General features: G+C 74.7%; 17 protein-coding genes. 4 read left to right on the top strand and 13 right to left on the bottom strand.

Features of this window, described 5'->3' with window-relative positions:
• Positions 1–3: 3 nt before the first annotated feature.
• The 3 genes from BM158_RS01335 to BM158_RS01325 are packed head-to-tail and all read right to left on the bottom strand — an operon-like array spanning position 4 to position 2,795.
• Positions 4–1,020 (bottom strand): substrate-binding domain-containing protein, encoded by a 1,017-nt coding sequence (locus BM158_RS01335; protein ID WP_091553800.1) that lies wholly within the window; start codon positions 1,018–1,020, stop codon positions 4–6.
• A 57-nt stretch (positions 1,021–1,077) separates the two neighbouring features.
• A complete protein-coding gene (locus BM158_RS01330; protein ID WP_165628803.1) occupies positions 1,078–1,959 on the bottom strand; it encodes a carbohydrate kinase family protein in 882 nt (293 codons plus the stop codon).
• Entirely contained in the window at positions 1,956–2,795 is an 840-nt protein-coding gene (locus BM158_RS01325; RefSeq protein WP_229827528.1) for a BtpA/SgcQ family protein, read from the bottom strand. Before BM158_RS01325 ends, BM158_RS01330 begins: the two co-directional genes overlap by 4 nt.
• Positions 2,796–3,001: 206 nt before the next feature.
• Here BM158_RS01325 and BM158_RS01320 point away from each other — a divergent pair, with 206 nt between their 5' ends.
• Entirely contained in the window at positions 3,002–4,003 is a 1,002-nt protein-coding gene (locus BM158_RS01320; RefSeq protein WP_229827529.1) for a LacI family DNA-binding transcriptional regulator, read from the top strand.
• Here the strand turns inward: BM158_RS01320 and BM158_RS01315 are convergent.
• From BM158_RS01315 to BM158_RS01280, 8 genes are all read right to left on the bottom strand, one after another.
• Positions 3,987–5,063 carry a M20 family metallopeptidase gene (locus tag BM158_RS01315; protein WP_091553788.1) on the bottom strand — a complete coding sequence of 359 codons (1,077 nt, stop codon included), beginning with the start codon at positions 5,061–5,063 and terminating at the stop codon, positions 3,987–3,989. The two genes, BM158_RS01320 and BM158_RS01315, sit on opposite strands and share 17 nt — an antisense overlap.
• A 38-nt stretch (positions 5,064–5,101) precedes the next feature.
• The gene (locus tag BM158_RS01310) at positions 5,102–5,791 is read right to left on the bottom strand and encodes a hypothetical protein (protein ID WP_131801953.1); all 690 of its coding nucleotides are present in this window, start codon (positions 5,789–5,791) and stop codon (positions 5,102–5,104) included.
• 40 nt (positions 5,792–5,831) lie between these two features.
• Complete coding sequence (locus tag BM158_RS01305; protein ID WP_091553782.1) at positions 5,832–8,114, bottom strand: MMPL family transporter; 2,283 nt, start codon at positions 8,112–8,114, stop codon at positions 5,832–5,834.
• Positions 8,115–8,122: 8 nt separating this feature from the next.
• Entirely contained in the window at positions 8,123–8,731 is a 609-nt protein-coding gene (locus tag BM158_RS01300; RefSeq protein WP_109504814.1) for a TetR/AcrR family transcriptional regulator, read from the bottom strand.
• Between the two features lie 43 nt (positions 8,732–8,774).
• A complete protein-coding gene (locus tag BM158_RS01295; protein ID WP_091553775.1) occupies positions 8,775–9,209 on the bottom strand; it encodes an SRPBCC family protein in 435 nt (144 codons plus the stop codon).
• 30 nt (positions 9,210–9,239) lie between these two features.
• Complete coding sequence (locus tag BM158_RS01290) at positions 9,240–10,970, bottom strand: glycerol-3-phosphate dehydrogenase/oxidase (RefSeq protein WP_091553771.1); 1,731 nt, start codon at positions 10,968–10,970, stop codon at positions 9,240–9,242.
• A gap of 120 nt (positions 10,971–11,090) precedes the next feature.
• Positions 11,091–12,596 carry a glycerol kinase GlpK gene (gene glpK, locus BM158_RS01285; protein ID WP_091553768.1) on the bottom strand — a complete coding sequence of 502 codons (1,506 nt, stop codon included), beginning with the start codon at positions 12,594–12,596 and terminating at the stop codon, positions 11,091–11,093.
• Positions 12,589–13,308, bottom strand: coding sequence for an IclR family transcriptional regulator (locus BM158_RS01280; RefSeq protein WP_091553765.1), 720 nt, complete (start codon positions 13,306–13,308; stop codon positions 12,589–12,591). The genes glpK (BM158_RS01285) and BM158_RS01280 overlap by 8 nt, the downstream gene beginning before the upstream one ends.
• A gap of 189 nt (positions 13,309–13,497) precedes the next feature.
• Between BM158_RS01280 and BM158_RS01275 the strand changes: the two genes are divergently transcribed.
• The gene (locus BM158_RS01275; protein WP_229827530.1) at positions 13,498–14,238 is read left to right on the top strand and encodes an MIP/aquaporin family protein; all 741 of its coding nucleotides are present in this window, start codon (positions 13,498–13,500) and stop codon (positions 14,236–14,238) included.
• A gap of 35 nt (positions 14,239–14,273) precedes the next feature.
• Positions 14,274–15,794: a glycerol kinase GlpK gene (gene glpK / locus BM158_RS01270; protein ID WP_091553758.1), complete on the top strand. Its 1,521-nt coding sequence runs from the start codon at positions 14,274–14,276 to the stop codon at positions 15,792–15,794.
• Between the two features lie 94 nt (positions 15,795–15,888).
• Here glpK (BM158_RS01270) and pgm read toward each other — a convergent pair whose 3' ends face one another.
• On the bottom strand, positions 15,889–17,523 hold the full coding sequence (pgm, locus tag BM158_RS01265) for a phosphoglucomutase (alpha-D-glucose-1,6-bisphosphate-dependent) (protein WP_091553755.1): 1,635 nt from the start codon (positions 17,521–17,523) through the stop codon (positions 15,889–15,891).
• Between the two features lie 120 nt (positions 17,524–17,643).
• On the opposite strand from pgm, the gene BM158_RS01260 reads away from it, so the two are divergent.
• Positions 17,644–20,928: a DEAD/DEAH box helicase gene (locus BM158_RS01260; protein WP_131801952.1), complete on the top strand. Its 3,285-nt coding sequence runs from the start codon at positions 17,644–17,646 to the stop codon at positions 20,926–20,928.
• Here the strand turns inward: BM158_RS01260 and BM158_RS01255 are convergent.
• A complete protein-coding gene (locus BM158_RS01255) occupies positions 20,925–21,785 on the bottom strand; it encodes an alpha/beta fold hydrolase (RefSeq protein ID WP_165628802.1) in 861 nt (286 codons plus the stop codon). The two genes, BM158_RS01260 and BM158_RS01255, sit on opposite strands and share 4 nt — an antisense overlap.
• Positions 21,786–21,852 lie beyond the last annotated feature (67 nt).

Below are 21,852 nucleotides of genomic sequence, written 5' to 3'. Positions count from 1 at the left end.
CGGTCAGTCCTCCAGGTAGAAGGTGTAGTCGTCCACGTTGTCCGGCGTGACGATCTCGGTGGGCACGGGCTGGTCGCGCTCGACCGGGTTGCCGCACGCCAGGTCGATCGCCGCGGCCATCGCGCGGTAGCCGAACTCGAAGGTCTGCTGCTGCACGACGCCGGTGATCCAGCCCTCGCGCAGGCCGTCGACGGCCGGGTCGGAGAGGTCCCAGCCCACGACGTCGACCCGGTCCTGGGCGCCCTGGCCGCGCACCGCGGCGGCGACGCCGATCAGCGCGGGCTCGCCCGTGGCGTACACGTACTGCAGGTCGGGGTTGCCGGTGAGCAGGTTCTCCGCGGCCGACTGGGCCGTCTCCTGCACGTTCTTGCCGTCCACCACGGTGCCCACGGTCATCCCCCCGGCGGTGACGGCGTCGGTGAAGCCCTGCTGGCGCTCGAGCTGGATGGTGGAGTTGAGCGCGCCGACGATGCCGACCTCGCCCTCGCCGCCGGACTGGTCGAGCAGCGCCTCGCCCATCTGCGCGCCGCCCTCGGAGTTGGCGGTGCCGACCTGGGCGTCGACGGTGGGGTCGTCGACGATGGCGTCGACCGCCACCACCGGGATGCCGGCGGCGTCGGCGGCCTGCACGGAGGGCTTGATGCCCTCGGTGTCGATGGCGTCGACGATGATCGCGTCCACCCCGCCGGCGACCAGGGTGTCGATGGCGTTGGCCTGGGTCACCGAGTCGTCGTTGCCGCTGATGATCTGCAGCTCCACGCCCTGGTCGTCGGCCATCGCCTGGGCGGCGGCGTTGATCTGGTTGAAGAACAGCGCCTGCAGGTTGATGGTGACCAGCCCGACCCTGAAGGGGCCGTCGGCGGGCTGCTCGCAGCCGGCGGGCTGCACGCTGGAGGCCGGCAGCGAGGACGGCGCCTGGCTGCCGGGCGCGGCGGAGTCGGCGGCGGGGGAGCCGCTGTCGCACGCGGCGAGGGCCAGCAGGCAGGCGCCTGCGGCGAGGGCGAGGGGGCGGCGCTTCACGGGTTCTCCTCGGGGCGGGGCGGGCGGGACGGGGCGGGCGGTGCGGGGCGGGGGTGGTCAGGCGGTGCGGGCGAGCTGGTCCAGGGCGGCGGTGACCTGGTCGGGAGCCGGAGCGGCGCGGGCACCCTCCCGGGTGCAGGACAGGCTCGCGGCGACCCCGGCCCGGGTGGCGGCGGCGACCGGGGGGAGACCGGCGGCCAGGCCCGCGAGGTGGGTGCCGACGAAGCAGTCCCCGGCGCCGGTGTCGTCCACGACGTCCACGGGCAGGGCCGGTCCGGACGCCGCCCCGTCGGGACCGGCGAGCTCCCAGCCGGCCGCGCCGTCGGTGACGACGAGCGTGGTGCGCGGGCCGCGGTCGGCGGTGGACAGCCCGAGCAGACCGGTCAGCCGGGTGCGGCCCACGACGACGTGGTCGGCGGCGGCGAGCGCCGCCCGGGCCACCCCGGTGTCCTCGCAGCCGTCCAGGTCGACGGCCAGCACCACGCCCGGGCGGACGGCGGCCGGCAGCTGCGCGGCGCGGTAGCCGTCCAGGTAGAGCACCCCGCCGCCCGCCCCGGCCAGCCGGTCGGCGACCCGGGCCACGTGCGCGGCCCCCAGGGCGTCGTCCTGGCTCACGACCGACCGCCGGCCGTCGCCGTCCACCAGCACGATGGCGGTGGACAGGTAGCCGGACCGGTCCGTCCAGGCGGTGTCGACGCCCTCGGCGTCCAGCTGGGCGAGGAACAGGTCGCTGGGCAGGTCCGACCCCACCACGCCGGCGAACGCGGCGCGGGCGCCGGCCCGGGCGGCGGCGACCGCGGCGTTGGCCCCCATGCCGCCGGGCAGCTGGTCGATGGCGGTGGCGTGCACCCGCTCGTCGGGGGCGGGGAAGCGGGGGACCCGGCCCACCACGTCGAGGTTGGCGTAGCCGCAGAAGACCACCGGCGCGCCGGGCGTCACCGGCCGGCCGCCCGGGCCACGTCGCGCACCTTCCCCGGGTCGACCCGGCCCCACCAGCGGCCGTTCTCCTTGGCCGCCGACGCCACGATCGCGCCGTCGCACTCGGCGAGCAGGGCCGCGGCGTTGGTCGGGTCGACCCCGCTGCCGATGATCACCGGCAGCTGGGTGTGGTCCCGGATGCCGACGACCTCGGAGACGCTGGTGGCGTGGCCGGTGCGCGAGCCGGTGGCGATGAGCACGTCGGCGTCGAAGAACTCGGCGTCCTCGGTCTGCTCGGCCAGCGTGCGGTCGGCCACGATCGCGTGCGCCCCGTGCTTGACGTGCACGTCGGCGAAGACCTTCACCGGGTCGGCACCGATGCCGTGCCGGTAGCGGGTGGTGCGGGCCGCCTGGCCCTCGATGAAGCCCTCGTTGGCAACGTAGGCGTTGACCCACTGGTTGACCCGGACCCAGCCGGCACCGGCGGCCCAGGCGCTGGCGACGGAGCACTCACCGGCGTTGGACAGCACGCTCACCCCGACCCTGGGGCCCAGCTCGGCGACCACCGCGGCGGTGATGACGCCCATCGACGCGGCCACCTCGTAGCCGTGCTCGCCGGGCTTGAGGAAGGGCAGGTCCCAGTGGTTCTCCACGATCACCGAGTCGAACCCGTTGCCGGTGTAGGCCCGGGCCTCCTCGACGGCGAAGCGCACGATCTCGGCGACCGGCTGGCCCCGGTAGGCCGGGCTGCCGGGCAGGGCGGGCAGGTGCACGGCCCCGATCAGGGCGGTGCCCTCCCCGAACAGCTCGGCCACCGCCGAGGGCTTGCGGGGGTAGACCCCGAGGGGTGCGGACACCGTCGTCACCATCCGTGTAATCGATTGCCAAGGCGTGACCGACGCTACAGCGAGCTCCCTGGCCGGCGTCAAGAGGCAATCGTTTACATTCGTGTTGCGGCTGGTCAGCGCGGTGACACGTGATCGTCACGGGCAGAACCGGACGCGGTCGTGCAGGATGGGACGGCCCCCGCTTCCGGGGTCGGGACGGGGGGGCCGTGGGCCGGGTGACCATCCGGGACGTCGCCGAGCGCGCCGGCGTCTCCACCGCCACCGTCTCGCGTGCGCTGTCCGGAGCCCGGCCGGTGTCGCCGTCGGTGCTCGAGACCGTCACCCGTGCCGCCGACGACCTGGGCTACTCCGGCAACGGCATCGCCAGCGCGCTGCGCCGCAGCCGCACCGACACCGTCGGCATGGTCGTGCCCAGCATCGCCAACCCGTTCTTCACCGCCCTGGTCGAGGGCGTCGAGCACGCCCTGCAGCAGGCGGGCCGGCAGCTGTTCCTGTGCTCGTCGCGCTCGGACCCCGACCTGGAGGCGCAGCGGCTGCGCAGCCTGGTCGCCCGGCAGGTCGACGGCATCGTGATCAGTCCGGTGCACGGCATCCGCAGCCGGGAGGCCCTGGCCTGGGCCACCGGCCAGCTGCCGCTGGTGCAGGTCGACCGCTACGTCGCCGGGGTCGACAGCGACTGGGTCGGGGTGGACGACGACCTGGCCCTGCGGCTGGTCGTCGACCACCTGGCCGACAGCGGGGTGACCAGCGCGGCCTTCATCAGCTCGACGCTGACCAACTCCTCCACCGAGCTGCGCGTCGCCGGGTTCACCGAGCACACGGCCCGCCGCGGCATCGCGGTCCGGGACGTGCTGCTCGGCGAGTACTCCATCGCCTGGGGCCGCGAGGCCATGCAGCGCCTGGTGGCCGCCGGCCCGCTCCCCGACGCCGTCGTCTGCGCCGACGACCTGATCGCACTGGGTGTGCTGCAGGCCTGCGCGGCGGCGGGCGTCGCCGTCCCCGCGGACGTGCTGGTGACCGGGTTCGACGACATCCCCTACGCCGCGCTGTCCGACCCCCCGCTGACCACCGTCCGCCAGCCCCAGGACGACATCGCCGAGGAGGCGGTCCGGCTGCTGTCGGCGGCGCTCGGCCCGCACCGGGCGCCGCCGGCCCGGTCCGCGCTCGCGCCGTCGCTGGTCGTGCGGGCCAGCACCGGCGTCAGCGCCAGCGGCTGACCACCTCGCCGAACACCCGCACCGCCTGCTCGAGCTCGGCGACCTCGACGTACTCGTCGCGGGCGTGCATGACCGCCGGGGTGCCCGGGCCCCACACGACCACGGGCGCGCCGGCGGCCAGCGGGCCGAGCACGGAGCCGTCGGTGAAGTAGGTGGCCGGCTCGGGGCGGACGCGCGCCGGCAGCGCCCGCACCCAGGCGTCGTCGGCGTCGGTGCGCAGCGGCGGCAGGTCGACCCGGACGTCGACCTCGGCCACCTCGGGCTGGGCCCGCCACCAGGCCTGCAGCGCGGCGCCGTCCCCCACGGTGCGCATGTCCACGACGACCTCGGCGGCGTCGGGCACCACGTTGGGCACGGTGCCACCGGTGATCACCCCGGGGTTCCAGGTCTCGGTGCCCAGGAACGGCTCGGTGGCCAGGGGCAGGTCCGCGCCGGCCCGGGCGAGCACCGCGACCAGGTCGAGGACGGCGTTGTGGCCCAGGTGCGGCGTGCTGCCGTGCGCGGCCCGTCCCGCCGCCCGGACGGCCAGCCACAGCGCGCCGCGGTGGCCGAGCACCACCTCGTTCCCGGTGGCCTCGGGGACGACGACCGCGCCGGTGGGTGTGCCGGCCAGTGCCTGCGCGGCGACGGCGGCGCCGTGCGAGCCGATCTCCTCGTCGCTGGTCAGCAGCAGCCCGACCGGGACCTCGGGGTCGGCGGCGGCCACCGCGGCGGCCGCGGCCACCAGGCCGGCCTTCATGTCCGAGCCGCCGCGGCCCCAGACCCGGCCGTCCTCGGCGTCGGCGCCGAACGGGTCGCGCTGCCACTGCGCGGCGTCGGCGGCCGGCACCGTGTCGACGTGGCAGGCGAACAGCAGCCGTGGCCGCCCGGGGTCGGTGGGCGTGGTCAGCAGCGTCCACGGGTGGTCGGGGTCGTCGCCGTCCCGGCGCTGCAGGTGCGGGGCCTGCGCGCCGACCACCTCGCCGACGACGCCGATGAGGTCGCGCTGGGGGCGGGGGTCGCCGGACACCGTGGGCCGGCGCACCAGCTCGCGGACGAGGTCGACCGGGTCGAGGGCCATGCCCCCACCCTGCCGGTTCCACGTGGAACCGGCACGCCTCACCAGGCGGGCGGGGCCGCCTGCGGCTGGGTCGGCGGCGGGGCGCCGCCGTCGCGGACGTGGTCCACCCAGCCGCCGACCACCGGCAGCGCGGCGAGGACGGCGGCCACGGCCGGGACGGGCAGCAGGAAGACCACAAGCAGCGCCTGGCCGAACGACGACCCGTAGGACGACGCCGCGCTCACCACCGCCTGCACCAGCACGGCCAGCGCCAGCGCGGCCCCGCCGCCCACGACCACCCAGCGGTCCCGGCCGGCCAGCAGCCGGGTGCCGCCGTACAGCAGGGCGGCACCGGAGGGGATGCCGACCGCGATGCCCAGCCAGCTGCTGGCGCCGCCGTCCGAGCCGGCCAGCAGCACGATCGCGACCAGGCCCCAGAGCAGGGCGATGCCCCCGGCGACGAAGCCCAGCGAGGCCGACGTCGTGGCCTGCGTCGGCCGGCCGGGTCCGCGCGGCCAGGCCGGCGGGGGCGGGGGAGGCGGCGTCCAGCCCCAGGAGCGGCCCCACGGCTGCGGCCCGGCCTGCGCGCTCCACGGCTGCTGGCCCCACGGCGCCGGGGCGCCCCAGGGCTGCTGCGGCGGGTAGGGCGGGAACGGGTCGGCCGGCCCGCCGGCCCACGGCTGCGACGGCGGCGGGCCGTCGTAGGGCTCGTGCTCGGGCGCGTCCGCGCCGTCCCGGGGTGCGCTCACCCCTGCAGTGTGGCCGACCCGGCCGCCGCTCCCGGTCAGGTCAGTCGCCGGGTGCCTCGTGCCGCCCGCGCCCACCGGCCGCCGCGGCGGGCTCGCGGGGCCCGTCCTCGGGGGCCTCGTGCGCGCCGTGGCGGGTCGGTGCGTCCAGCTTCGCCCCCTCGACGTCGAGGTCGGGCAGCACCTTCTCCGCCCAGCGCGGCAGCCACCAGGCCGACCGGCCCATGAGCACGAGGACGGCGGGCACCAGCGTCATCCGCACCAGGAAGGCGTCGATCAGCACGCCCACCGCCAGGCCGAAGGCGATGGACTTCACCACCGGCTCGTCGATGGTGAGGAAGCTGGCGAACACGGAGAACATGATCAGCGCCGCGGCGGTGACGACCCTGGCCGCGTGCCGCATGCCCTCGAGCACGGCCTCGCGCGGGGAGGCGCCGTGCACGTAGGCCTCGCGCATGCGGGAGACCAGGAAGACCTCGTAGTCCATCGCCAGCCCGAACAGCACCGCGATGAGGATGATCGGCATCAGGCTGACCACCGGCCCGGCGCTGGCCACCCCGAACAGGTCGATCAGCCAGCCCCACTGGAACACCGCGACCACGGCGCCGAAGGAGGCGACCACCGACAGCAGGAACCCCAGCGCGGCCTTGACCGGCACCAGCACCGAGCGGAAGACCAGCAGCAGCAGGACCACCGACAGGCCCACGACCACCAGGGCGAAGGGCACCAGCGCGGCACCCAGGGTGCTGGAGACGTCGATGGCCACCGCGGTCTGCCCGGTGACGGCGATCGTGCCGCCGGTCTGCTGCTCCAGCTGCGGGGCCAGGTCGCGGATGTCGCCGACCAGCCGGGTGGTGGCCTCGTCCTGCGGGCCGCTCTCGGGGATGACCTGGATCAGCCAGGTGGTCTCGCCGAGCTGCTGGGGGACGGCGGCCAGGACGTCGTCCAGCCCGCCGGTGGAGGTGCCGGGCAGCAGCCCGGGCGTGCCGCCGACGGCCTGCGCGACGGCCTGCGCACCGGCCTGGCCGTCCGCGGCGTCGACGCCGTCGAGCAGCACGACCAGCGGGCCGTTCAGGCCCGGGCCGAAGTACTCCGCGACGGCCTCGTAGGTGGCCCGCTGGGAGCTGCCCTCGGCGGCGGTGCCGTTGTCCGGCAGCGCGAGCTCCAGCTTGGTGGTCGGCAGCGCGACCACCAGCAGCCCGGCGACCACCAGCAGCGCGGTCAGCCACGGCAGGCGGGTGACCAGCGCGGCCCAGCGGACGCCGAGCGACCGGCCGCCCGACGCGCTGGCCGCCTCCAGGCGGGCGGTGCGGCTGCCCGGCTTCGGCGTCAGCCGGGCGCCGGCGAAGCCCATCAGCGCCGGGACCAGGGTCAGCGCGACGGCGACGGCGACCAGCACGGTGCCCGCGGCGCCCAGGCCCATCACGGTCAGGAAGGGGATGCCGACCACCGAGAGCCCGGCGAGGGCGACCACCACGGTGAGCCCGGCGAACACCACCGCCGACCCGGCGGTGCCCACGGCCCGGCCCGCCGACTGCTCGGGGTCGGCGCCCGCGGCCAGCTGGGTGCGGTGCCGGGACAGGATGAACAGCGTGTAGTCGATGCCGACCGCCAGGCCGATCATCAGCGCCAGCGTCGGGGCCGACGAGGACAGCGTGGTGAAGCTGCCGATGGCCAGGAACCCGAGCAGCCCGACCGCGACGCCGACCAGCGCGGTCAGCAGGTTCATCCCGGCGGCCAGCAGCGAGCCCAGGGCGATCGCGAGGACGGCGACGGCCACCGCGACGCCGACGAACTCCAGCGGCCCCACGGTCACCGCCGTGGTCTGGAAGGCGTTGCCGCCGACGTCGACGGTGAGCCCGGCGTCCGAGGCGGCCGTGGTGGCCTCCTGCAGCTGCTCGAGGGCGTCGTCGGCCAGCAGGGTGTTGTTGACCGTGTACTGCACGTTGGCCAGGGCCGCGCGGCCGTCGAGGCTGATGGCCTGGGACTGGAAGGGGTCGACGACGGCGCCGACGTCGGCGACCTGGCCCATCGCCTGCACGGTGGACTCGATGGCCTGCTGGTAGGCCGGGTCGGCCACGCCGGACCCGTCGGGGGCGATGAACACGACCTGGGCGCTGGCGCCGGCCGCGGCCGGGGAGACCTCGGTGAGCCGGTCGAGGGCCTGCTGGGACTCCGAACCGGGGATGGTGAACCGGTCGTCGAAGGACAGCCCGCGCACCAGCACGGCGGCCGCGACGCCGGCGAGGACCAGCACCCAGACGGCGACGACGACCCACCGGTTGCGGAAGGAGGCGCGGCCGAGCCGCTGCAGCAAGGTGGACACGGGGGCTCCTACGGGGTGGGGGCGGTGACGCCCCGGACGAGGGCGAGGAAGGCGGTGCGCTCGAGCGCGCCCACGGGGGTGCCGGGCGTGCTGGCCGAGGCCAGGGCGAGGCCGTGGTGCAGGGCGAGGAAGGCCTGGGCGACGTCGGCCGCGGGCGCGGTGAGGGTGGTGCCGAGGGTCTCCGCGGCGCGGGTGAGCACCTCGGCGACCTGGGTGGTCATGCCGGCTGCGAACCGGTCGAGCAGGGCGGCGGCGTCGGCGTCGCGGGCGGCCAGCAGCTGGTACTCGGTGAGCACCAGGGTCCAGGTGCGGCCGGCGGCGAGCAGGTCGGCCACCCGGTCGACGGCGGCGACCAGCGGGTCGGCGGCGCCGGACACCGCGGCGACCAGCTGCTCCGCGGCGGCCAGCTCGCGGGCGGTCTCGCGGGTCATCAGCGCGGCGAACAGCTCGTGCTTGGTGCTGAAGCTGGAGTAGAAGGCACCGCGGGTGAAGCCGCCGCGGCGGCAGATGTCCTCCACGCTGGCCGCGGCGAAACCGGTCTCGGCGAAGGTCTCCAGCGCCGCGTCGAGCAGGCGCTCGACGGTGACCGCCCGGCGGCGGGTCGTCGGGGCACTCACGATGCAGGACTGTATTGGGTACAGCCCTGCATCGCGCGGGCGGTCAGAGCCGGCGGACCGCCTCGGTCATCTGCTCGACGACGTCGTCGCCCAGCTTCTCCAGGGCGGGCTTGAGCAGCGGGCCGGCGAGGGCCGCGACGCCGTGGAAGTCGAACTCGGCGTGGTAGGTGACCTCGGTGGAGCCCGCGTCGACGGCGCGCAGGGTGATGTCGTCGTGCGACGTCACCGTCTTGTTGTCACCGACCAGCCGGACGTGGTCGGGCTCCCAGACCTCCAGCCGGTACTCCAGCTCGGTCTCCCGGCCCATGAACTCGCTGACGTTGTGCCAGCGGGAGCCGACCTGGACCGGCTGGCCGTCGAGCGGGGTGCAGGTCTTCGTGCCCGGGTCCCAGGCCTCGGCGTTGGCGAAGTCGGCGAGGTAGGGCCCCACCTTCTCGAGGGGGGCGGGGACGACGAAGGTGCGCTCGACGGTCGGCATGCCGCCGGGGTTGCCCCCGGCGGCACGTGCTCACACCAGGGCGCGGCCCACGGCGACGGCGCGGGTGTCCGGGGCGGCGACCCGGACGGCGTCGGCCGCCTGGTCGTCGGCCTCGGTCTGCGAGCGGCGCTCGGCCTCGACCCGGGCGGCGTAGGAGGCCACCTCGTTGCCGATCCGCTCCTCGTCCCACCCGAGGACGCCGGCGACGGCGCGGGCCACCGGCTCGGCGGACTCGGTGCCGCGGTGCGGGGTCTCGATGGAGATGCGGGTGCGGCGGGCGAGCAGGTCGTCCAGGTGCAGGGCGCCCTCGTGCGCGGCGCCCCAGACCATCTCGACCATGAGGTACTCCTCCGCGCCGGGCACGGGCTGGAGGAGGTCGCGGTCCTCGGCGGCCAGCGCGAGCACATCGGGGGTCATCGAGCCGAACCGGTTGAGCAGGTGCTCGGCCCGGTAGCGGCCGATGCCCCACTGCTCGGCCAGCCGGTCGAGGGAGTTGACCATCGCGTGGTAGCCCTCGGCGCCCAGCAGCGGGATGTCCTCGGTGACGCTGGCCGGGACGGTCCGGGTGACGTCCTCGGCGACGGCGTCCACGGCGTCGGCGGCCATCGGCCGGTAGGTCGTGTACTTGCCGCCGGCGACGGAGATGACGCCGGGCGAGGGGCGGGCGACGGCGTGCTCGCGGGAGAGCTGGCTGGTGTCCTCGGACTCCCCGGACAGCAGCGGGCGCAGGCCGGCGTAGACGCCGGAGATGTCCTCGTGCGACAGCGGCGTGGTGAGCACCTGGTTGACGTGCTCGAGGATGTAGTCGATGTCGGCCTTGGACGCGGCCGGGTGGGCCTTGTCCAGGTCCCAGTCGGTGTCGGTGGTGCCGACGATCCAGTGCGAGCCCCACGGGATGACGAACAGGACCGACTTCTCGGTCTTGAGGATCAGCCCGGTCTCGCCGTTGATCCGGTCGCGCGGGACGACGATGTGCACGCCCTTGGAGGCGCGCACGTGGAACCGGCCGCGGCCGCCCACCAGGGTCTGCAGGTCGTCGGTCCACACGCCGGTCGCGTTGACCACGACCTCGCTCCTGACGTCGACCTCCTGGCCGGTCTCCACGTCGCGCACCCGGGCGCCGACGACGCGGCCGCCCACGCGGGTGAAGGAGACGACCTCGGCGGAGTTGAGCACGGTGGCGCCGTACCTGGCCGCGGTGAGGGCGACGGTGAGGGTGTGCCGGGCGTCGTCGGCCTGCGCGTCGTAGTAGCGGACGGCGCCGACCAGCGCGTCGGGCCGCAGCGCCGGGAAGAGCTTGCGGGCGCCGGTGCGGGTCAGGTGCTTCTGCGCGGGCATCGGCTCGCTGAGCGCGCCGAACCGGGCCAGGCCGTCGTAGAGGGCCAGGCCCGCGGTGACGTAGGGCCGCTCCCACACGCGGTGGGTGAGCGGGTAGAGGAACTGCAGCGGCTTGACCAGGTGCGGGCTGATCCGGTTGACCGCGAGGTCGCGCTCGTGCAGCGCCTCGCGGACCAGGCCGAAGTCGAACTGCTCCAGGTAGCGCAGGCCGCCGTGGAAGAGCTTGGAGGACCGCGACGAGGTGCCCGACGCGAAGTCGCGGGCCTCGACCAGGGCGGTCTTCAGTCCGCGGGTGGCGGCGTCCAGGGCGACGCCGGCGCCGGTGACACCGCCGCCGACGACGAGGACCTCGTACTCCTCCGCGGCCAGCGCGGCCCACGCGGCGGCGCGCTGCTCGGGACCCAGGGACGGGACGGCGGACATGGCGAACTCCTCGCGACGTCGAGTCCGGCGCGGCTCTGCTCCGGACGCTCGACCGCCACGGTAGGACCGGCGCACCGCCCCTGCGACGCGAGCCGTACGACGATGTCGCACACCTGGTGGCTAGTCGGCGCCCCACGCGATGGACAGCCGGACCGCCTTCTCCCAGGTCGGGTGCTCGGCGGCCAGCTGCGCGGCCCGCGCCGGGACCGGGCTCCACTGGGCCGAGCGGTGCCAGTTGCGGCGCAACGCCTCGACGTCGGCCCACAGCCCCACGGCCAGGCCCGCGGCGTAGGCCGCACCGAGGGAGACGGTCTCGCCGACCATCGGCCGGACGACGGGGGTGTCCAGCACGTCGGCGACGAACTGCATGAGCAGGTTGTTGGTGGTCATCCCGCCGTCCACCCGCAGGGACGGCAGCTGCAGCCCGGAGTCCGCGGCCATCGCCAGGACGACGTCGCGGGTCTGCCAGCCGGTCGCCTCCAGCACCGCCCGCGCCAGGTGGCCCTTGGTGACGTAGGAGGTCAGCCCGGCGACCAGCCCGCGGGCCTCGCCGCGCCAGTGCGGGGCGAGCAGCCCGGAGAACGCGGGGACGACGTAGCAGCCGCCGTTGTCCTCCACCGTGCGGGCCAGCGTCTCGATCTCGGGGGCGGTGCCGATCAGGCCCAGCCCGTCGCGCAGCCACTGCACCAGGGCGCCGGCGACGGCGACCGACCCCTCCAGCGCGTAGTGCACCGGCTCCCCGGCCAGCTGGTAGGCCACCGTGGAGATCGACCCGGAGCGGGTCCGCACCAGCTCGGTGCCGGTGTTCTGCAGCAGGAAGCTGCCGGTCCCGTAGGTGCACTTGGCCTCGCCCGGGGCGAAGCAGGCCTGCCCGAACAGCGCCGCCTGCTGGTCGCCGAGGGTGCCGGTGATCGGGATCGGCGAGCCCAGCGCGGTCGCGGTCCCCAGCTCGCCGACCGACGGCCGGATCTCGGGCAGCAGCGCGGCGGGGATGCCGAAGAAGTCCAGCAGGACGGGGTCCCAGGTGCAGCTGCGGCAGTCCATCAGCGACGTCCGGCTGGCGTTGGTCACGTCGGTGACGTGCACGCCGCCGTCCGGGCCGCCGGTGAGGTTCCAGACCAGCCAGGTCTCCATCGTGCCGAACAGCAGCTCGCCGGCCTCGGCCCGCTCGCGGGCACGGGGCACGTGGTCGAGCACCCAGCGCAGGCGGGGCCCGGCGAAGTAGCCGGCGATGTCCATGCCGCTGCGCTCCCGGACGACGGCTGCGTCGGGCCGGGCCGCCAGCCGGCTCACCAGGTCCGCGGTGCGGGTGTCCTGCCAGACGATGGCCCGGGTGACCGGCCGGCCGGTGGCGCGGTCCCACACCACGGTGGTCTCGCGCTGGTTGGCGATGCCGAGGGCCACCACCTCGCCGGCCGAGGACGCCGCGTCGCGCAGCGCCTGGGCCGCGGTCCGCTGGGTGTTCGCCCAGATCTCCATCGGGTCGTGCTCGACCCAGCCCGGTCGGGGGAAGTACTGCCGGTGCTCGCGCTGGCGCACCGAGACCAGCCGGCCGCCGCGGTCGAACACGATGGAGCGGGTGGACGTGGTGCCCTGGTCCACGGCGAGGACGACGCGGTCAGCCATGCCAGCCCAGCTCGCGGGAGATGGCCTGCGCCGACTCGACCACCATCGACACCAGCAGGGGCCGCGCCTGGTGCTGCCGGTCCAGCACCGACTCGGCCGGCCCGCTGATGCCCAGCGCCGCGACCACCAGCCCGGTGGAGCCGCGCACCGGTGCGGCCAGCCCCGCCGTCCCCGGTTCGTGGCCGCCGTCCTCGACCGCCCAGCCGCGGGCGCGGACGGCGGCGACGTCGGCCCGGCGGGCGTCGACGGCGCCGCGCACCGAGCGGTGCGGGGCGAAGGCGAGCAGCACCGTGCCCAGCGCCGTCCGGTCGGCGGGCAGCACCGCGCCGACGTCGAGCACCTGGACGGAGTCGTCGGGGCGGAAGACGTGGTGCACCACGCGGACCTGCTCGCGGTCCAGGGTGGCCAGCCGGACGGCGTGGCCGCTGCGGGAGGCCAGCGCGTCGGTCCAGTTCGACCCGCGGGAGCGCAGCTCGTTCACGTCGAGGTGGGCCGCGCCCAGGCGGAGCAGGCCCGGGCCCAGCGCGTAGCGGCCCTCGCGGTCCTGCTCGACGAACCGGACGCCGAGCAGCGTGCGGAGCAGGCTGTGCGCGGTGGTCTTGGGCAGCCCGACGGCCGCGGCGATGTCGGTGACCCCGAGCGTGCCGCCGCTGCCGGCGACCACCTGCAGGATCGCGGCCGCCCGCTCGAGGGACTGCACGGATCCGGGCACACCGCGGAACCTAGGGCATCCGGCACCCTCCGGTCCTGTCCGACCATGTCGCACTCCGGCGCTTCCGCGAGGTGATCGGGCCCACCTAGCGTCCCCCCGACAGCGCCGGGGGGTGATCGGGGACACAGGCGGTACCCCTCGGCGTGGACCGGCCCGCACCGCCGCGGGCCACGTGACAGGAGAACGACCTTGGACCAGACCACCAGTCTGCTGACCGTGTTCGGCAGCGAGGTGACCGGAACGGCCATCCTCATCCTGCTCGGCGTCGGCGTCGTCGCCAACGTCCTGCTGGCCAAGTCCGGCGCCCTCGGCGGCGGCTACATCGTGATCATCTTCGGCTGGGGCCTGGCGGTCTTCGCCGGCGTCTACGCCGCGGCGAAGTCCGGCGCGCACCTGAACCCGGCGGTCACGGTCGGCCTGCTCGTGGGCCCGGGGGACACCTACGCCCCCGGCGTGCCCATCACCGTCGCCTCGACGCTGACCTACTTCGCCGGCGAGCTCGTCGGCGCGATGATCGGCGCCGTGCTGGCCTGGCTGGCCTTCCGCAAGCACTACGAGGCCGAGACCGACCCCGGCACCATCCTGGGCACCTTCTCCACCAGCCCGGCCATCAAGAGCCACGCCGACAACGTCATCACCGAGCTGATCGGCACGTTCGTGCTGGTCTACATCGTGCTGCGCTTCGGCGACACCCCGACCCAGATCGGCCCGCTGGCCGTCGCCCTGCTCGTCGTCGGCATCGGTGCTTCGCTGGGCGGGCCCACCGGCTACGCCATCAACCCGGCCCGCGACCTCGGCCCGCGCATCGTGCACGCCATCCTGCCCATCAAGAACAAGGGCGGCAGCAACTGGGGCTACGCCTGGGTGCCGGTGGTCGGGCCGATCATCGGTGGCCTGCTCGCCGGCCTGTTCGCGCACGTGTCCGTCTGACCCACCCACCTACTCAGAGCTGAGGAGACCACCCCATGGCAGGGAAGTACGTCGCCGCGATCGACCAGGGCACCACCAGCACCCGCTGCATCCTCTTCGACCACGACGGCAAGATCGTCGCGACCGGGCAGAAGGAGCACGAGCAGATCTTCCCGCGCGCGGGCTGGGTCGAGCACGACCCGATGGAGATCTGGGGCAACACCCGCGAGGTCGTCGGCCAGGCCCTGGCCCGCGGCAACGCCTCGACGTCGGACATCGTCGCGGTCGGCATCACCAACCAGCGCGAGACCACCGTCGTGTGGGACAGGACGACCGGGCAGCCGGTCTACAACGCGATCGTCTGGCAGGACACCCGCACCGGGAAGATCTGCGACTCCCTCGCCGCGCTCGGCGGCGGGGACGAGCGGTACAAGGACCGGGTCGGCCTGCCGCTGGCGACCTACTTCGCCGGGCCCAAGGTCCGCTGGATCCTGGACAACGTCGACGGCGCCCGCGAGAGGGCCGAGGCCGGTGACCTGCTCATGGGCACCATCGACTCCTGGCTGATCTGGAACATGACCGGCGGCACCGACGGCGGCAAGCACCTCACCGACGTCTCCAACGCCAGCCGCACCATGCTCATGGACTACCGCACCCTGGAGTGGCTGCCCGACATCGCCGAGGAGATGGGCATCCCGATGTCCATGCTCCCGGAGATCCGCTCGAACTCCGAGGTCTACGGCGAGGGCCGGGCGGCCGGCTTCCTGGCCGGCGTGCCGATCTCGGGCTCGCTGGGCGATCAGCAGGCGGCCACCTTCGGGCAGGTCTGCTTCGAGCGCGGCATGGCCAAGAACACCTACGGCACCGGCAACTTCATGCTGCTCAACACCGGCGAGGAGGCCGTCCCGTCGGAGAACGGCCTGCTCACCACGCTCTGCTACAAGCTGGGCGACGCGAAGCCGGTGTACGCGCTGGAGGGCTCGATCGCCGTCACCGGGTCGCTGGTGCAGTGGCTGCGCGACAACCTGGGCATGATCAAGGACGCCCCGGAGATCGAGACCCTCGCCGCGGGCGTCGAGGACAACGGCGGGGCCTACATCGTCCCGGCGTTCTCCGGCCTGTTCGCCCCGCACTGGCGCTCCGACGCCCGCGGTGCGCTGGTCGGCCTGACCCGCTACGTCAACAAGGGCCACATCGCCCGCGCCGTGCTGGAGGCCACCGCCTTCCAGACCCGGGAGGTGCTCGACGCGATGAACGCCGACTCCGGCGTGGACCTCACCGAGCTGCGGGTGGACGGCGGCATGGTCGGCAACGAGCTGCTCATGCAGTTCCAGGCCGACGTGCTCGACGTCCCGGTGATCCGGCCGGAGATCGTGGAGACCACCGCGCTGGGCGCTGCCTACGCGGCGGGCCTCGCGGTCGGGTTCTGGTCCGACCTGGACGAGCTCACCGCCAAGTGGGCCGAGGACAAGCGCTGGGAGCCGGCGATGGACGCGGGCGAGCGCGACCGGCAGTACCGCAACTGGCAGAAGGCCGTCACCAAGACCCTGGACTGGGTCGACGACGACGTCTCCTGACCCCCGCGCGCCCCGGCGTTGATCAGGGGCGTTGATCGAACTCCGGCCTCCTGCACCAGATCTGGTGCAGGAGGCCGGACTCCGGTGCAGGGAGTCAGCTGCCGAGGGCCGCCGAGACGACCGCGCGGGCCTCCTCCTGCACCTTCGCCAGGTGGTCGGGACCCCGGAAGGACTCGGCGTAGATCTTGTAGACGTCCTCGGTGCCCGACGGGCGCGCGGCGAACCAGGCGTTCTCGGTCGTCACCTTCAGGCCGCCGATCTTGGCGCCGTTGCCCGGGGCCTCGGTGAGCTTGCCGGTGATGGGCTCCCCGGCCAGCTCGGTGGCGGAGACGTCGGCGGGGGAGAGCCTGCCGAGCGCGGCCTTCTCCTCACGGCTGGCCGCGGCGTCGACCCGGGCGTAGGCGGACTCGCCGTGCTTCTGCGTCAGCTCCCGGTGCAGCTCGCTCGGCGAGGACCCGGTGACCGCCTGGATCTCGCTGGCCAGCAGGGCGAGCAGGATGCCGTCCTTGTCCGTCGTCCACACCCCGCCGTCCCGGCGCAGGAACGACGCCCCGGCCGACTCCTCGCCGCCGAACCCGACCGACCCGTCGATCAGCCCGGGCACGAACCACTTGAACCCGACCGGCACCTCGCGCAGCTCGCGGCCGAGGTCGGCCACCACCCGGTCGATGAGGGAGGACGACACCAGCGTCTTGCCCACCGCGGTGGACGGCGCCCACTCGGGCCGGTGGGCGAACAGGTAGGAGATGGCGACGGCCAGGTAGTGGTTGGGGTTCATCAGCCCGCCGTCGGGGGTGACGATGCCGTGCCGGTCGGCGTCGGCGTCGTTGCCGGTCGCGACCTGGAAACGGTCCTTCTGCCCGATGAGCGAGGCCATCGCCGACGGCGAGGAGCAGTCCATCCGGATCTTGCCGTCCCAGTCCAGCGTCATGAACCGCCACGTCGCGTCGACCAGCGGGTTCACCACGGTGAGGTCGAGGCGGTGCGCCTCGGCGATGCGGCCCCAGTAGTCGACGCTGGCCCCGCCGAGGGGGTCCGCACCGATCCGCACGCCGGCCGCGCGCACGGCGTCCAGGTCGAGCACGCCCGGCAGGTCGGCGACGTAGTCGCCGGTGAAGTCGTGGCCCTGCGCGGCGGCGCGGGCCCGGGCGAACGGCACCCGCCGGACGCCGTCCAGCCCCGCGCGCAGCAGCTCGTTGGCGCGGTTCGCGATCCAGCCGGTGGCGTCGGAGTCGGCCGGGCCGCCGTGCGGCGGGTTGTACTTGAACCCGCCGTCGCGGGGCGGGTTGTGGCTGGGCGTGACGACGATGCCGTCGGCCAGGCCGGTGGTCCTCCCGCGGTTGGCCCGCAGGATGGCGTGGCTGACCGCGGGGGTGGGGGTGTACCGGTCGGCGTCGTCGACCAGCACGGTGACGTCGTTGGCGACCAGCACCTCCAGCGCGCTGGCCCAGGCCGGCTCGCTCAGCCCGTGGGTGTCGCGGCCGACGAACAGCGGGCCGTCGAAGCCCTGCCCGCGCCGGTACTCCACGATCGCCTGCGTCGTGGCCAGGATGTGCGGCTCGTTGAACGCGCCGTCCAGGCTGGACCCGCGGTGGCCGCTGGTGCCGAACACGACCTGCTGGCCGGGGTCGTCGAGGTCGGGCTGCACCGTGTAGTAGGCGGTGACCAGGTGCGCCAGGTCGACCAGGTCCGAGGGCTGGGCCGGGGTGCCGGCGCGGTCGTCGCTCATGCCGGTGATCCTCGCCCGTGCCGCCCCCCGCCCGCGAGTCGTCGTCCACAGCTGGTGGCGTCGTCCACAGATCGTGGCGACGCGCCCGGGATGTCGGAGGCCGTGGCTACCGTCGTGGACGTGACCGCAGCGCTCTCCCTCCCCCTGGACGAGGAGTTCCTCGCGTCCTGCTTCGGGGACGCGGTGACCTTCCGCGGCCGGGCCTGCCTGCGCGAGCGCAAGGTCCGCTCGGTCACCGTGCAGTCCGGTGACCACGTCTCCGGCGTCGTCGCCGGGTCGCGCGGCGAGGTCTACCAGGTGGCCGCCTTCGCCGACGTCGAGGAGTGGGTCAGCCGCTGCACCTGCCCGGTCGGGCAGGCCTGCAAGCACGCGGTCGCGGTGCTGCTCAGCCTCGGCCCCGACGGCCAGGGGACGGCGGTCGACCAGGCCGGTGCGATGGTCGAGGCGTGGCCCGCCGCCGCGCCCCGCGTGGTGAAGCCCAAGCCCGCCTGGGAGACCGCGCTGGCCGACCTGACCCCGAACGCCGCCGGCACCGACCTGGTCCCCATCGGCCTGCAGTTCGAGCTCAACGCCGCCACCGGCCGGTCCGGGCAGCGGGTGCCGGTGCAGGTGCGGCTGCGGCCGGTCGTGCCGGGGCGCGCCGGCCGCTGGGTGCGCACCGGCATCTCCTGGCGCGACCTGCCCTTCGAGTACGGGCCGCTGCGCCGGGTCCCCGAGCACCGCGACGTGCTGGTGGAGCTGTACCGGGCCGCGCAGAGCGCCGGCAGCACCGGCTTCTACGGCACCACCGACGCGGTCTTCCTCGACGACGTCGGCCCGCAGCTGTGGCGGCTGCTCGGTGAGGCGCACCGCGCCGGGGTGACCTTCGTGACGGCGAAGACCCAGGCCGACCGGGTGGTGCTGGAGCCGCCCGCGCCGCTGCGCATGGAGGCCACCCGCGATCGCGACCTGCTGCTCGAGGCCGTCGTCGGCCGGGCGTCCGGCCCCACCCCGGTGGCCGGGCTGACGCTGGTCGGCACCCCTGTCCACGGGGCGTTCGTGGTCACCGACGACGCGCTGCGGCTGGTCCCGTTCGCCGGCCGGGTCCCGGTGGAGCTGTCCCGGATGATCTCCCGGTTCCCCCGGCTCGAGGTGCCCGCCGCCGACGTCGAGCGGGTGCGCGCCGAGCTGGTGCCGGCCCTGCAGCGCATGGTCGAGCTGGTCTCGCCCGACGGCTCGGTGGAGCTGCCCTCGGTCGAGCCGCCGGTGCTGGCGCTGACGGTCAGCCACGCCGAGGGCGCCCGGCTGACCCTGGAGTGGGCGCTGGTCTACCCCGCCGCCCCGGTCGAGGGCGACGGCGTCCCCGAGGGCCGGCGGGTCCCGCTGGGCGGGGCGGGCAGCGACCCGGGCCGCGACGACCGCGCCGAGCGGGCCCTGCTCACCGGGCTGGTGCTGCCCGACGGCCGGTTCCCCCAGCTGCGGCAGGCCACGGTGCAGCGCGGCCTGGTGCCCACCGTCGAGCTGCGCGAGCTCGACGCCGCGGTGTTCTGCGAGGGCGTGCTGCCCTCCCTGCGGGCCCAGGGGGTCAAGGTCACCGAGCTGGGCGACGCCCCCGACTACCGCGCCGCCACCTCCGCGCCGGTGGTCAGCGTGTCGGTCACCGACCCCGCCGCCGACGGCTCCGACTGGTTCGACCTGGGCATCACGGTCACCGTCGAGGGCCAGGAGGTGCCCTTCGCGCACCTGTTCCGCGCGCTGGCCACCAAGCAGACCCACCTGTTCCTGCCCAGCGGCACCTACTTCCCCCTCGACGGGCCCGAGTTCGCCGTGCTGGCGCAGCTCATCGCCGAGGCGGCCGGCATGGCCGACCCCCGCAAGCCGCCCACCCGGATCAACCGCTGGCAGGCCGGGCTGTGGGGCGACCTGCGCCAGCTGGGCGTGGTCGCCGGGCAGAGCGCCCGCTGGGAGCGCAGCACCGCTGCCCTGCTCGCCCTCGACGAGCTGCCCACCCCGCCGGTGCCGGCCGGCATCACCGCGCAGCTGCGGCCCTACCAGCTGGAGGGCTACCGCTGGCTGTCCCTGCTCTGGGACCACGACCTCGGCGGTGTGCTCGCCGACGACATGGGCCTGGGCAAGACGCTGCAGGCCCTCGCGCTGCTGCAGCGGGCCAAGGACGCCGGTGAGCTGACCGCGCCGGTGCTGGTGGTCGCCCCGACCAGCGTGGTGGGCAACTGGGTGTCCGAGGCCGCCCGGTTCGCCCCCGGCCTGCAGGTGAGCGCGGTCGAGGAGACCTCCGCCAAGGCCGGCCGGCCGTTGACGGAGCGCATCGCCGGGGCCGACCTGGTGGTCACCTCCTACACCCTGCTGCGCCTGGACGAGGCCGAGTACGCCCGGGCCACCTGGCGCGGGATGCTGCTCGACGAGGCCCAGTTCGTGAAGAACCGGCAGGCCAAGGCCTACCGCGCGGCCCGCACCGTCGACGCCCCGTTCAAGCTGGCCATCACCGGCACGCCGATGGAGAACAGCCTGATGGACCTGTGGTCCCTGCTGTCCATCTGCGCACCCGGGCTGTTCCCCGACCCGGAGGCGTTCAACGAGCTGTGGCGGCGGCCGATCGAGCGCGGCACCGACCCCGGCCGGCTGGGCACCCTGCGCCGCCGGCTGCGCCCGCTGATGCTGCGCCGCACCAAGGAGCTGGTCGCCGCCGACCTGCCGGCCAAGCAGGAGCAGGTGCTCGAGGTCCGGCTCACCGGCCGGCACGAGACCCTCTACCGCACCGCGCTGCAGCGCGAGCGCCGGAAGGTGCTGCGGCTGGTCGAGGACATGGACGCGCACCGCTTCGAGATCCTGCGGTCGCTGACCCTGCTGCGGCAGCTGGCCCTCGACCCGGCGCTGGCCGACCCCGAGCACGACGCGGTCCGCTCGGACAAGACCGAGGCGTTCCTGGAGCACCTGCGCGAGGTGCTGGCCGAGGGCCACCGGGTGCTGGTGTTCAGCCAGTTCACCGGCTACCTGGCCCGGATCCGGGCCCAGCTGGACGCCGAGGGCATCGGCTACGCCTACCTCGACGGCAGCACCCGGCAGCGGCCCGCGGTGATCCAGAGCTTCACCGACGGCCTCGTCCCCGTGTTCCTGATCAGCCTCAAGGCCGGCGGGTTCGGGCTGAACCTCACCGCCGCCGACTACGTGTTCGTGCTCGACCCGTGGTGGAACCCGGCCGCCGAGGCGCAGGCCGTCGACCGGGCGCACCGCATCGGGCAGACCCGCAACGTGATGGTCTACCGGCTGGTCGCCAAGGACACCATCGAGGAGAAGGTGATGGCGCTCAAGGCCCGCAAGCAGGCGGTCTTCGACCAGGTCGTCGACGACGACGGCACGCTGTCCGCGCCGCTGACCGCCGAGGACATCCGGGGCCTGTTCGACTAGCGCTCGACCTGGGCCAGGAAGCGCCGCACGGTCTCGGTGAAGACCTCGGGGGCCTCGGAGTGCACCCAGTGCCCGGCGTTCTTCACCCGCACCAGCCGGACCCGCGGGAACAGCTCCTCCATCCGCGGCCGGTCGGCGTCCAGCACGTAGGTGGAATCCGCGCCGGCCACCCACAGCACCGGGCCGCCGAACACCGCGCCGGTGGGCGGGTCGGGGAACTCGCGCAGCACCGCCAGGTCACGCGCCAGCACCGGCAGGTTGAGCCGCCACCGCCACGCTGGTCGTCCACCCGCCCCGCCACCCCCGGCTACCCCGTCGCGCACCAGCGACTGCAGCAGGAACCCGCGGACCATGTCGCTGGGCACCGCCGCGGCCAGGGCGGCGTCGGCCTCCTCCCGCCGGGACAGCGAGGTCAGGTCCACGGCCTGCATGGCCTCGATGAACTCCGCGAACGGGGAGGCCTCCTCGTCCGGGTCGTCGGTCCGGCCACCGGCCAGCGGGTAGACCGACGGGGAGATGTCGACGACGACCAGCCCGCGCAGCAGCTCGGGGTGCCGCAGCGCCAGCTGCATCGCCACCTTGCCGCCCATCGAGTGCCCGACCAGCGTCACCGGCTCGCCGAACCCGGCGAGCAGACCGGCGACCAGCTCGGCCATCTCCACGTAGTCCAGCCGCTCGGTCCACGGCGAGTGCCCGTGGTTGGGCAGGTCGACCAGCGTGACCCGGTGCCTGTCCTCGGCCAGCTGCTTGCCGACCGTCGTCCAGTTGCGGCCCTGCCCGAACAGGCCGTGCACGAAGACGACCCGGGGGCCGTCGTCGCCGAGGGTCCGGGTGGCCAGCTCGAGGTCCGCGCTCACCCCGACATCCGACCAGACGGCGGCGACCGGCGGGGCAGGAGCCACCCCCGGGGACGGCGTGACCGGT

The organism is Klenkia taihuensis, assembly GCF_900112525.1.
GTDB classification, from domain to species: domain Bacteria; phylum Actinomycetota; class Actinomycetes; order Mycobacteriales; family Geodermatophilaceae; genus Klenkia; species Klenkia taihuensis.
This window is presented reverse-complemented; position numbering and strand designations above follow the sequence as displayed.